Here is a 12754-nt window from a genome sequence, read left to right as displayed (position 1 = left end):
TTCTTTCCTATTCAATTGAGGTTTTCGAGGCCCGAGGTATCAATCCCCGACATGATCTTACGCACATCAACGCCATCTGCGCCATGGCTACGCCCCGCCCCTGATGCAATGGCAGTACCGATTGCCCCTGCTATTGCTTCATTACGTGCCTCGATCTCACGGCACTGCACAAATCCAAAATCCCAACCGGTTTTGTAGTCGCCATCGGCAGCATAGGCTGAAGCGTTTTGCATCCGTTGGGAAAACATGTCCCCGCCCGCGCGTTTCCCGCTAGGGCAGCCGTCGTGGTAACCCGCAACATAAGTTGCCGAATATCCATGCTGACGCAGGGTTTCTTCGCTGGATTGGGACACGCTACATGCAGCAAGTGCCAGGCCTCCGAGCAATGAGACGATTGGTTTCATGGGCCATTTCCTCCAGAGGGGGGTGTCGCTGTTGTTTTCTCCGCATCCGGATCGATCCCAATTAGACGCTCAACATCTTTGAATAACCGGGTTGCCAACCCGTCTCCCTGGGGTGCCAGCGCTGCGACCAGTCGTTCCAACTCCCGCGCCGCCGCTGCATCAAGACCTGTGTCGGTCAAGCCCGCAGCGCTCAGATCGACAAGACCTTGCGGGAAACCAAGGACTGCCAGTACTTCGACCGATGGATCCCCCTCATATGAGGGTAAGGTTCGCAGCAGTTCGACATACTGCGCCAGCGCTGCACGTTTAGGCGAGGCCATATTCTCAATCGCTTCCGCATCCTGCAAAAAGGCATCAGTGATGATTGCGAGCATTTCAGCCACGCCAAAATTTCGATCAGGGCGCAGCTCATTCTGCGTGTAGACCAACCGAATTTTGGACGGCTCGAGTATATCCGATAGGAGTTTTCGCGCCATGGCGTCGGCCCCTTCCAATCCGCCAACAGGTCGGAACTCTGCCAACAGCTTCGGATCGGCAAACATGTCGAGGCCGGAAACGCCTTCGGAGATCAGATAATTCAAGGCGGCCTTTGAATCCTCAACGCGTGAGTATCCGGTCGGCAGACCATCCGATGCGGTCGACGTCAAACCGCCAACCATCTGGACCACGCTATCCATGAAACCCAGGTAACGCTCCTTGGCCTGATCAAAGACGCGGCCCATGATGTCGGCTTTCGCAGGTGATGGCGCAATGGCGTCCGGTAATCGGGCAAGAGAGCTTTGAAGGGCGGCCACGCCCGCGCGGGTGGCCTCGATACGATTTGCACCGATGTTTTCGGTGAGGATTTTTGGATCGAGCCGTCCATAGCCCTCGGATGGCAACTCACCCGCACCCCAAACAAGCTCGTGTTTCTCGGTCGACGCGGATGCAATTGTGTCCAGCTCTGCGGCGTCGAGGTTTGGTGTGTAGCCCCATTCAATCGCATGAGAATCGTAGCTGCCGATCAACGGAAAAAACTGATCAATGCCGTCTTCGGGCCGCGCGACATAGTTGAACCGACCGTAGGCCATAATTGATGATGTCGATCCTTGTTCAGCCACGAAGGCCGCGTCACGTAGCTGATCTGTGCTCCATGCAGTTGAGGCATGGTGATTGTGGCGTAGCCCAAGCGTATGGCCCACTTCGTGGCTGACCGCATAGCGAAGAATGCGGCCCTGAACTTCTTCGGGAAGCGGCAGCGACTGCGCCCGGGGATCAATGTCCGACATCAGCAAATAGTAATAGTCTGAGAAGGTGTTCAGTACATCAGGCCAAACCAGAATGTGTGCAGAAATGATCTCGCCCGTGCGGGGGTCATGGACGTTTGGTCCAAGTGCATTGGCAATCGGTTGTGTGAGCCACCGGATGACATTGTTGCTGGCGTCGTTGATTGACCAATCGGGGTCTTCTTCCTGTGTCGGAGCGTCTCGTGCTACAATAGCATTGGAAAAACCTGCCGCTTCGAAGGCCGGTTGCCAGTCTTCAATGGCGGCGCGGATGTAGGAACGCCATCTTTTGGGGATTTCCGGCGAGAGATAGTAGACCAACGGCTCAACCGGATCAGACGGGCGCGGGGCGTCCGGATCGGCGTGTGTAAGACGGTGTCGCAAAGCGAGTTGAAGGATACTTGCTGGCGATCCGTCATCGCCTTCGAAGTTGAGCACTTCTGTCGCGAAATATCCCACGCGCGGATCAAATGGCCGACGCTCCATCGGGTCCTTAGGCAGCATCGTGATGGTATGGGCAACTTCGATTGATAGCGCGCGATCCTGCCCCAGTTGATCCTGTGCCATGAACGTCAGATGCGAGACGAGGAAGATGTTCGTTGGATGGGCAGAGGCGCGTGCAATGTAGGACCTCGCAGGATCGACCGCAATCGATGTCATCCCCGTGCTGCTCAATTGGCCCTTCACCGAGTAGTCTGCGATATCGGATGTGAACGGCCCCGTCGTTTCCAGAAGGATCCGGCCGTCCGAATTCTCTGCCAGAATGTCGAACGAGAGCAGAACCGGACCGATCTGGGCATTCGCGAAAGCAATATTGATTGGGGTCATCTTCAGGCTTTCGGTCGGAAACCCTGCCGTACCGCTTGCGCGGATCGACCCCGATGAAAGAGACCGCACAAGCACGCGGTTGCCTTGTCGTTCCAGTTTTATGGCTCGGGTTGCAATCTCCGTACCGGCCAATGAAATCGCATCCGCCGGATATCGCGCCACCTCCGCGGACCAAATCAGGGTCCGGTCGAAGATGTCAGGCGGGAGTGATAGATAATGGTGCGCGTCCTTTGCGAAAATCTGGACCGGTCCATCGCTCAACTTCGCACCCGCGACGATCTGCTGATAATCCTCAGTGTCACGCGCTGACGTGGGCAAAGGAACAAGATGACAGATAAGGATAGCGACTGCGAATGCAATTCGCATAGAATTCCTTTCAGACCAAATGCTCATAAGACAAATCGAACATGAGTTTCACACATCCACAAGTCGAAAATGCGGGCATGCTGGTGATCCGCAAAGTGTTCTTCTCGTGACTTACAAGATCACTTCCCGAGGTATCTTTGGTTGGAGCAATAATGATTGCTTTAAGTTTGCCCTCTGCCAGCAATCAAATGCAAACAATTGAGGCATGCTCAATGGACTCGAAGGGCGATCACAGATGAAAAGTCATGCAGTCAATTGTAGCGAAGTCGCAAAAGGCGGATAGCCTTCGACTGCTTATTTCACTCTCCGTTCGATATCGCTACCGCAGCGAATGTCTGCTCCAGAAAACGCCGCATCGCAGCCAAGTTGAGCGGCGTGGTGTCCGCTTTGGGCCGAAACCGGAAGTGGTCGACTGATAATGCTGGGAGATGCAGCAATGCACCAAGCCTTCCAGCCAAGCCGTCAGGCACCAAAGCGGAACCGAGGTTTGCTCGTGCCAAATTCTGCAATTATCTGGTTCAGCGATATGGAAAGCGAAAGAACGTGAAGCTGTTCGTCTGGGTGACTACGGCCGCTCCCGTTTCCGCCAATAGGCTAGCCATTGCCGCGCTTCCCGTCGGACAGGCCACGAGATCAGACGCGTCGTCTAAGAAATCGACAGTGAACGCCGTTTCGCCGACAAGCTGGCACTCGTCCGCAACACTTCGGTAACCGCGAACGAAGTTCAGTTCCGGGTCAGGTTCGCTGATCGCGACCTTTGGAGCGGTTTCGACGCATCCCGTCACCGTCAGCGCCAAAGCGCAGGCACAGATGGCACGCATGACCTTTTCGAGGTGCCTTTCCATATATTCTACTCTTACTCTGCACCCGTGCTGCGCCAGACCATTTCATCTGAATCCCAAACACTGGCCACGACACAGGGCGTTGGGTTGATCCCACCACATTGCGAGCCATGCACATCCGCCAAAAGCACGCGCAATGGGCTAATGTTCGCCATGTCCCATCCCTGATTGAGAAGCGAGAACAAATGTTCTTCGACCAAGAAGTGAGACATGCAACCGCCTGTCCCGCAATAGAGCGACACAGCGGTGGAACAGGCGAAACCCGCCTCGTCCAGAACCCAGCCCCGTTGGATGTCTCCATCGAGATCGATGCGGTGAATAGATCCCAATTCAAGGGCGAACTGTCCATTTTCGAAATCGGAGCATGCCTGCTGCGCGGCCTCGACTTTCTCAAGCAACTGTGTGGGCAGACCAGACAAGTCCTGCGCATGAGCCGAAGCAGTGTTGAAAGCTGCGGAGATCACACAGAAAACAACCAATCCTGTGCCGGCACCAGCGCGTTCTCCCTTTTCAACTAGTCGGCTCACCATGTCTGTATTTCCGGCCTTCTCATGCGGCTCAATTGCACTGATCGTAGGTGTAATCGCCAAACTCGATCCAGTTCCGGCCCCCATCGCTGAAGACGAGGAACTCTGACCGATCTTCACCCAAGAGCGCCACCTGGAAGCCTGCCGGTGGTTCGGAGTTTCCGAAGAAGCTGTATGAGGTCATCGCGCGTACGGTCTCACCATTGACGGTCACAACGGCATCCCACTGGTCACCTGATTGACCTACTATCGCGTATTCGATGACCCTCTGCACCGCACCGCCACCGCAATACACAATGCCTTCTGGCGCCTCCATGCTCTGTGATGTCGACGCGTTAGAGCCGCAGGCCGCGCGCAGGGATCTCACCGCTGCAGATGATCCTTTGAGTGTAAAGATGCCATAAGAGACATCCTGGTCAGCCATCGAAAGGTTCAGAACGGCGTTCTGCGCGATCTGATCCAAAACGAAATCATAGTCGCCCTGATCGAAGAAACGGACCTCAACAGGATAGTTGTCGACGAGCGAGATATCCGCATTCACTGATCCTGCCTGAAACGCACCCACCTCGGTCGAACCATCTTTCATGAACCGAAAGGACAGGCCTTGCTTGGAAACGATGTCTTGCGAGTCCTCGTAACCTGCTGGCGCAAAACGGACCCAATCACATTGCAACTCCAGCGTCATGTTGTCTGTCTGGATGAAGGCGTTGGCATTCGGAGGCCCACTGAAGTTCCAGTCAGCCGTCGCAGGTGTTGACAGCATGAATGTAAGGACCGTGCCGGCGACTAGATGCGTCTTCATATATAACCCCCTTGGCAGTTTAGCCATGTTTCGCAATGTCGCTGCGAAAGCAATGATGACCCACGTCATAAGTTCAAGCTGCGGGTGGACCATATTCATTTGTACCTTGCTGTGACGGTCGGCTTAGCCACCAGATCATCAGCACCGAGAGTATAAGTTGAAGGACACCCACAACCATCACGCCGGTGACGCCAAGTAGTGCCGCTGGGCCTCTCAACGCTTCAGGGTCGCCCGCGCCTTGCTCGAGCACTGAGAATACAGCGACGCCACTGAACAGCATGAACATGGTTGCGATGCTTAGTGCTGCAGGCAAAAGCAAGTACCAGCCTGGTCTTCCGGTGTCATGAAGTCGACGCCATCCAGCGGCAAGCATGGGTACGACAACGGCAAGTTGGAATATCGGGGTGAGGACTTGGCTGCTCTCTCCAGTTTCCGGGTCCATGCCAAACAGGGAGGCGTCAATGACTGCCAAGACGAGGCTCACGACAACTACGAACAACACAAACCACCAGTACTCGGACCGCACCGCGCGCCCCGAAAAGACAAAGTACTTTGCGAGGCACGTCTTGATGGCTTCAACCAAACCCATGTTTGCTCACTCCCTGAAAAGATTGCCAAAAAATCATCTACCACGAGAAGACATTTTGCAACCATTGGTGAACCTACTCAGATGCGGCACCTGCAATCGGCTGCTTCGTCCCGCAAACAGTGAGTTCATCCATCCACCAGTTTTACTCATGCAGCGAATGGCCGGAAAGCGGGCTGCGATTGCAGAAACCAGGGTCGTTGTTGGACGGCAGCTCTGGGCCGTCCATGACAAGACGGACTGGGCAGTCCCGAGAAATTGCTGCACTCGATCTAAGGGCGGCTTGGAGCCCTTTGTGGACGTTGGTCCGATAGGAACCTGTCCTCACGCGACGCCGGCCGGCCCTCACCCATTGGCTCGTTGCTCGGCATTTCTGTAGTATGCTTTGAAATGCACTTCGCAACTAGCGTGCCGGACATCGAGTCGCGGTTTTCCGGTAGGCCAGCACCATCTCCAAGGGGCACAAAATGACTGGACCGACTATCCAGATCGTCCAATCGAACGGCCACCGTTTCGAGATTATCCGTTGGTCCTCAGATATTCCAGAAGCGCTTCTATTGCCGGGAGCTACGGGCGGTATTCGCGGTTATGGTGCGCTGGGTGCCGAACTCCAGTCCCTTGGACTGGGAGTTGCGGGCATGAATCCCAGAGGGTGCGGAGGCAGCCAGGCATCTCTCGAAAACGTCACACTACGGGATTTGGCTGGAGACGTAATTGAGGTTTTGAGCGTCCTTTGCGACGCACCTGCACTCCTTATCGGACATGCTGGAGGGAATAGAGTGGCGCGTATGGCCGCTAGCATGAGGCCTGATCTGATCACGGCAGTTGTTCTGCTGGCCGCGGGTGGGATGGTCCCGCCAGACGAGGAGGCGCAAGCAGCTTTATCTCAAATTATGTCAGGTAGTGTCGAAAAGGCTGAGAGACACAAGCTATACCGCACCGCGCTCTTTGCGCCCGACAGTAAGATTCCGGATGAGTATTTCGAGGTACCAGACCGTTCGGCTGAATTCGGGCGGGCATTTTCAGCTGCTCTGGCAGCCACTCCGGTGGGCGATTGGTGGGCGGGTGGAAGCTGCCCGATATTGGCCATTCAAGGCTTGCAGGATCGTATCGCTCCCCCCGCCAACGGTTATCTTCTTAAAGCCAAGTTCCCCGACCGCGTTCAGATAGTTGACCTTGACGGAGCAGGTCACGCCCTTTGCACCGAAAAACCGAGAGAGATCGCGGCTTTTGTTGCAGCCTTCGCTCGACGGCTTCGGGCAGGAGAGCAGTTGTCACCTCGATAATCACAAAATCCGAACAGCCGCCCCGAGCCTTAGCTCGCGATGCCACAAGGCGACCGCTTCGTCTGCGTCTCGATTGTCGAATCTTACCGCAGCGAATCGGCGGTTTGAAATTTTCCGAAATTGACACCGTTGAAGGCCCAGTTCGGTGAATTCCACTGCACCACCGAAAATATGCTGCCGCGAGTGCGAGGAAATGCTGCATGAGCATTAGCTGCGTCTACAAAAGGCAGCAAAGTCCCGCGATGCAGTTATCCAACTTGCTGCAGTGCTACGCTCAAAGGTCAATTTCCGCTATGCGGGCCGCAACCGCAGCATTTCTGATTGGCGGTGAATGTCTCTGATGGGCCGCTTGCTATAAGGCATCAGGTTCGAACCAGAATCCGGCGCATATCAGCGATTGATCTATTCTTGCCTCTTCGATGGATCATTGAGTGACAGTTTGGGCAAACTGGAACAAGTTCAAACTCAGGGGATACGATCCGCGAAGAGCGCGCTTCCGAGATGGGATCTAGGTGATGAACGTGCATGAAACCTTCGCCTAGGGAGCCATAGAAGGCGGCGAAATCAAAATCGCAAACGGCACAAATCAACCTTCCACCATTCTTGTTTCGATAGTGGCTTTGTTGCACAAATCCTGTGAGGATCGGACTTCCCCCTTTTCCGGACGGATTTAGCCCACGGCTTTCGTGATGGGAATGCCAAGGGCGGTATAGCGGTTGAGGACTGCGATACGGATTTGGATCTCTGCAACAAAGCCTTCACGGGCCGCACTGCAGCGAAGGCCTTCTTCTTCAACGGCAGCTCTGGGCCGTTGCTTGTTGTTCACTTATCCTCGCTAGTTCCGAGGTCTTCTCTCGCAGTTGTTAAACGACCTCGCAACGTTAAATGGCAGTTCTAGGAACCTTCACAAATTCAAGTCTTAACCAACGCATAATTCAGCGCAATTATACAATTACGTCAATGCAGCGATGGCTACTATGCTGGAAACGTCGCCTGATGAGACTGCGTATGCGCGAGGAGACGACGGCACAGCGAGGACCCTTGTATGGGTTCGCTTGGCGGTGAAGAACCACAAGTTCTAATTAGGCCAACTCTGTCACGCAACACACATCCGCCACAACAAATAACCTTCAACTTTCCACAATATTGCCAGCTATGCGTGTGCTTCTCTGTAAAACATATCGGTTCATCCAAAAGGGTGATCTCAACCAAAAGGTGATTGTATGCGAATTCTGGCTGTTGACGATGATCCATTGGTCCTCGACCTTCTCAAGGTCTGCCTCAGCGCCGCGAATGGATTCTATCTCACCTGCGCGAGCAGTTTTGAAGAAGCTACCAACGCGGTCCAGAATGAGGGCGTACAATACGACTGCATTCTTCTCGACATCGTTCTGCCGGGTGGTGGCGGAATAGAATTGTGTAGGAAAATGCGCGATATCACAGCCTACCGTGCCGTGCCCATCATCATGATAACTGCAAGTCGTGAATTTGGGCTTATGGAAAAGGCTTTTCAGGCCGGCGCGACTGACTTCATTTCAAAGCCACTTCACCAGATCGAACTCATGGCACGCGTCCGTTCGGCCTCTTTACTCAGCAAGAGCATCGCCCGGGAGATCGAAGCGCGTCAGTCACTGATCGACATGACGGATTCAATGATGCTGGGGCTCGAGGAGCCCTTCGCATTGCGTGTGGAAGGGACCGAAACACTGGCAGCAATCGAGAACTGGCTCTTGCGGTTGGAAACTGGCTGTTTTGCGATGCATTTCTTTGCCGTCCAGGTCGAAGGTGCAAGGGATATCCACCACATTGTCTCGCCCACGCTCTTTCGCAAGAGCATGGAACTGGTCGCCGAGGCAATCGTCCATCATAACTCCAATGGCCGCATGAAGTTGGGCTACGCCGGTTTCGGCCGTTTTGTCTGCATCGCCTTTGGGCGCGGGCGGCTGAAACCGTCTGAGCTAATCGGCGAAATCGAAGCCGTTCTTGAGACTACGTGGTATGACGCCGTCGGTAAGGCACCAAGGCGGCCATCGCTGTACATCGATGAACTTTCACATCAACGGTTCTGGTCTGGCTACTCAGCAAGCCTGTTCCTCCGACAGCAGGCGCAAAACCTGGATCTTCTTGCCTCCATCGGCATAGACGAGGAGCGAAATCTTTTTGCCGGCCCCGAAGACAGGATGATCCGGAAAAAGTCGTGACCAGCGGAAGAACCTTTACGTTACGTCTAGGAAACAATTGAAAAAAATCGACCGAATTGTAATGAGATGCCGAATTTTCGCCACATTTCGCCATAAGGTTGATCGCCAAGAGCGGTGCGTAATCTAAGATGGAGGCCCTTAGTCATGGAAGCCAAAATGAAAATACTGGCGGTTGATGATGATCCAATTATTCTGGAATTGCTGACGCAATTCATGGACGCAGTTGGCGGTCATGAACTGGTCACTGCGGAATCCGGAGCCGAGGCGCTTGAGGTAATCGAGCAGCACGCGATGGCGCCGTTCGAATGCTTCCTTCTCGACATACAGATGCCAGGGATGGACGGTGTTGAACTGGTACGGGCCATTCGTGCGCTCAAGGCCCACGCACACACGCCCGCGATCATGCTGACGGCTATGTCGGAAAAGCGCTATATCGACTCAGCATTCGCCGCCGGTGCTACGGATTATGTCACCAAACCCTTCGAAGTGACCGAACTCAAGACGCGGTTGGGTCTTGTCCAACGGCTTGTTCCGGCTGCTCAACCTTCCACGAAGAAGATTTTCGCGGCGACCCCGCAGACAGAAGCGGCCCCCCTGCCCACACAGGAGCAGGAGATCGCACTCTTCGAGCCGATTTCCATACCAGATGTCGACAACGTTATCCGCCATACCGCGCTCGAGAACTACGTGACGCAGCTCTCGCGCAATTCTCTTTTCGGGTCGACGATATTCGCCTTCTCTGTTCGCCGGATCGAAAGCTTCTACGACGCCTTGAGCGGCTTCGAATTCCGAGGGCTCCTCGCTGACACCGCCGAGGTGATCTCCAATACGATGCAAGGGCACCAATTTCTCATGTCCTATGCTGGAAACGGCATTTTCGTCGTCGTGACCGAAAGCGGCTGGCGGCCCGATATGGAAAAGCTGAAGGATGCCGTAAACCTCGCACTTGCCCAGACGGAGATCTACGACAACAGCGGCGAACGCCTTCAACCGCGCGTAGTCACCGGCAAACCTATCCGACTGGTATGGAAAGTCGGCAGTTCCATCCTGCAGTCTCTAGCCGATGCACATTCGAGCGCCGAGGAAGCCGCCGTCCGAAAAGAACAGGATCTCGGCAATATCTGGATGGTGAGGGAATACGGTTGATGGAGGGCGTCCTCGCGATGCCGGGCCTTGAGCGTGTGAGGGAAAAGTTTCTCGGGCTCTTGGCCGAACGGCGGTCGGCCATCGCTTTGCATACACTTGCGGCGCTTGACGCCCACAGCCCGGCCGAGACTGAAGCGGAATTGCTGGAGGCCCAGAACATACTTCACAAAATCGCGGGCACCGCAGGGTCGCTAGGATTCGACACCCTCGGCAATGAGGCGCGCGCCTCAGAGGAAGCGATCATCGCGACGCTGCAAAACTTCAGCAGTGCAAACCTTTTGCCCCTGATCGAACAGTTGGATGTGTTTGTCGGGATGTGTGGCGATCTGCTGACTGTGAAAAGTGATCGAACCGGTTAGTTGGACGTATTGGCAGACAACCTCACAGGCCAGTCTTTAGCCGAGAACTTCCATGATCTCTGACCCCAGGGACACCGGATCGAAAGGCTTGCTGATCACGTGCGCAGCCCCGGCAAATCGCAACTCCTCAATCTCGGCGTGCTGCGCGCGGGCGGTCATAAAGATCGCGGGGGTTTCCGACAGGGCCGGGATCTGGCGCATCAGCTCAAGTGTCTGCCTGCCCGTCATGCCGGGCATCATCATGTCTAGCAGTAGTACGTCAGGAGTGAATGAATTGACTGCTTCCAGCGCCTTTTCGCCCGATTCACACTGAACCAGTTCAAATTCCCCGGAAAGCTCAAGCGAAAGCTGCGCAATTTCACGTATATCGGCGTCGTCTTCTACGTGCAGGATCTTGATCATCGCACCCCCGTTCAACTAACTTGGGCTAGACCGTCTCCTGACGGAGCAGCCCTTGTTTCTTCAGCATTTTTCGGAAGCACGAAGTAAAAGGTCGTGCCGATCCCTTCTTGGGTGTCGAACCCGATCGTACCGCCTAGCCCATCGATGATCGCCTTGCAGATGCTCAGACCAAGGCCAGTTCCGCCCTTCTTGGAACGGTCGGAGTTGGCCATGTCGGCGAAGCGCGCAAAGACTTTCTGCTGATCCTCAATTGGGATGCCGGCGCCTTCGTCCTTGACGGAGACACGCACATGATCATCGGTGTCTGCCACCGCGATCTCGATCCGTCCGGACGGCTTGGAAAACTTACAGGCGTTCGACAGGAAATTGTTAAGAACCTGAATGATCCGATCTGGATCCGTGTGAAGAATGATCGGCGTCCCGATACCGGTCGTCTGGACATCTAGGGAGAACCGGTTCTGAATAAGTGCATTCGCGGCGTTGCTTTCGCGCACAAGTGCGCAGATATCGACTGCCTGGCTGTCGAAATCCATGTTACCACTCGAAATCTTTTCCAGGTCGAGTATGTCATTGATGATCAGGACAAGACGATCCGCATTCCGATGTGCGATCTCGAGGAGTTCGTGCGCCTTGGACGGCAATTCTCCGACGGCATTGGAAAGCAGCAGGCCCATCGACCCCTTGATCGCCGTAAGCGGGGAGCGCAATTCATGGCTGACCGTCGAGATGAATTCCGACTTGCGACGTTCCTGCTCGACTTGCTCGGAGATATCGCACAACAGGACCAGAAAACGACCGCTACGGTTCCGATCTGCAAGGTATTTGACACTGATCTGGAACGGCAAGCCGAGATATGTCATCTCAAAACTCGAAAAGCTCTCGCCTTTTTCAATGAGATTGCGGCAGGCCTCGAGGATCATGCTTCCTTCCGCAGCCTCGCCAATGTCTTTTGCGAACTTCCCGGCGATGTCCTCGGGCCTCCAGCCAAATCGGGATTTCGCCGCCTTGTTCATGTAGACAAGTTGCTCTGACCGAGCGTCAACAATCCAGATGTCGTCGCGCAGTTCGTGCAACGTCTGTGCGGTATCCCGTTGGGCTACAAGCTCATTCGTATGGGTAACATCTGTTCTTGCGCTGATGGACCCCGACCAGTTCCCCTGCTCATCGTAGAGCGGCATGATGGTGGCCTGAGTGTAGAACATGCTACCATCCGCATGCCGCAACGGCGTTTCCCCTTGCCAGGTTTCCCCTCGGGCAAGATGGCCGCGAATGTCCAAAGCCAGCGATTTGCTGTTGTCGTCATAGAGGACCGCAACAGGCTTCCCAATCACATCTTCGCGGGCATACCCCGTCAGATCGAGAAACTGCTGGTTCACTTCGGTCAGTATGTTGTTCTTATCGACGATATTGACCATCGCGTGCTGGTCCAGCGCAACGAGGCGCTGCGCGGTCTCGAATTGCACGCTCGACGGACGCGCAGGGAATATCCTTGCAGACAGCAGTAAAGGGGCGAGGCCTGCAACAGCAATTGCGCCAGCCACGGGAACTATGCCGGTACCGCCAAGCAACTGTGCCAACGTTGCGTAGGTTACGCCGGAAAAAATTGATCCAATAGCGAACGACGTGCCTGCACTGGTCAATGACCGCCCTTTCCTCACATTCAGTTCCTTCAAGCCAGGATCCGGTGGATATTCAGATGTATCCTTGTTTTTCGATCTTGGCGCTGCTTCGATTTACTAT

The 12754-nt window shown here is 54.9% G+C and carries 12 protein-coding genes; 4 read left to right on the top strand and 8 right to left on the bottom strand.

The window, feature by feature from the left end; translation table 11 throughout:
• Nucleotides 1–11: 11 nt before the first annotated feature.
• From H9Q16_RS01605 to H9Q16_RS01580, 6 genes are all read right to left on the bottom strand, one after another.
• Nucleotides 12–404, bottom strand: a complete 393-nt coding sequence (locus tag H9Q16_RS01605; RefSeq protein ID WP_191073630.1) for a hypothetical protein — start codon at nucleotides 402–404, stop codon at nucleotides 12–14.
• Nucleotides 401–2863 carry a zinc-dependent metalloprotease gene (locus H9Q16_RS01600; RefSeq protein ID WP_191073629.1) on the bottom strand — a complete coding sequence of 821 codons (2463 nt, stop codon included), beginning with the start codon at nucleotides 2861–2863 and terminating at the stop codon, nucleotides 401–403. The genes H9Q16_RS01605 and H9Q16_RS01600 overlap by 4 nt, the downstream gene beginning before the upstream one ends.
• 518 nt (nucleotides 2864–3381) lie before the next feature.
• Nucleotides 3382–3708: a hypothetical protein gene (locus H9Q16_RS01595; protein ID WP_191073628.1), complete on the bottom strand. Its 327-nt coding sequence runs from the start codon at nucleotides 3706–3708 to the stop codon at nucleotides 3382–3384.
• A gap of 11 nt (nucleotides 3709–3719) precedes the next feature.
• Nucleotides 3720–4232, bottom strand: coding sequence for a hypothetical protein (locus tag H9Q16_RS01590; RefSeq protein ID WP_191073627.1), 513 nt, complete (start codon nucleotides 4230–4232; stop codon nucleotides 3720–3722).
• A 31-nt stretch (nucleotides 4233–4263) separates the two neighbouring features.
• Entirely contained in the window at nucleotides 4264–5034 is a 771-nt protein-coding gene (locus H9Q16_RS01585; protein ID WP_191073626.1) for a hypothetical protein, read from the bottom strand.
• A 73-nt stretch (nucleotides 5035–5107) separates the two neighbouring features.
• Nucleotides 5108–5623 (bottom strand): DUF805 domain-containing protein, encoded by a 516-nt coding sequence (locus H9Q16_RS01580; protein ID WP_191073625.1) that lies wholly within the window; start codon nucleotides 5621–5623, stop codon nucleotides 5108–5110.
• A gap of 464 nt (nucleotides 5624–6087) precedes the next feature.
• Between H9Q16_RS01580 and H9Q16_RS01575 the strand changes: the two genes are divergently transcribed.
• The 4 genes from H9Q16_RS01575 (at nucleotide 6088) to H9Q16_RS01555 (ending at nucleotide 10612) form a co-directional block, all read left to right on the top strand.
• Nucleotides 6088–6906: an alpha/beta fold hydrolase gene (locus tag H9Q16_RS01575; RefSeq protein ID WP_191073624.1), complete on the top strand. Its 819-nt coding sequence runs from the start codon at nucleotides 6088–6090 to the stop codon at nucleotides 6904–6906.
• A gap of 1223 nt (nucleotides 6907–8129) precedes the next feature.
• Entirely contained in the window at nucleotides 8130–9107 is a 978-nt protein-coding gene (locus H9Q16_RS01565) for a response regulator (RefSeq protein ID WP_191073623.1), read from the top strand.
• A gap of 144 nt (nucleotides 9108–9251) precedes the next feature.
• Entirely contained in the window at nucleotides 9252–10253 is a 1002-nt protein-coding gene (locus H9Q16_RS01560) for a response regulator (protein ID WP_246455420.1), read from the top strand.
• Nucleotides 10253–10612 (top strand): Hpt domain-containing protein, encoded by a 360-nt coding sequence (locus tag H9Q16_RS01555; protein ID WP_191073622.1) that lies wholly within the window; start codon nucleotides 10253–10255, stop codon nucleotides 10610–10612. The genes H9Q16_RS01560 and H9Q16_RS01555 overlap by 1 nt, the downstream gene beginning before the upstream one ends.
• Nucleotides 10613–10648: 36 nt before the next feature.
• Here H9Q16_RS01555 and H9Q16_RS01550 read toward each other — a convergent pair whose 3' ends face one another.
• Entirely contained in the window at nucleotides 10649–11014 is a 366-nt protein-coding gene (locus H9Q16_RS01550) for a response regulator (protein ID WP_191073621.1), read from the bottom strand.
• 11 nt (nucleotides 11015–11025) lie between these two features.
• Entirely contained in the window at nucleotides 11026–12687 is a 1662-nt protein-coding gene (locus H9Q16_RS01545; protein WP_246455419.1) for a sensor histidine kinase, read from the bottom strand.
• Nucleotides 12688–12754 lie beyond the last annotated feature (67 nt).

Source organism: Sulfitobacter aestuariivivens, assembly GCF_014763045.1.
Classification (GTDB): domain Bacteria; phylum Pseudomonadota; class Alphaproteobacteria; order Rhodobacterales; family Rhodobacteraceae; genus Sulfitobacter; species Sulfitobacter aestuariivivens.
The sequence above is the reverse complement of the archived record's forward strand: the minus strand, read 5'-3'. Positions and strand labels throughout refer to the sequence as shown.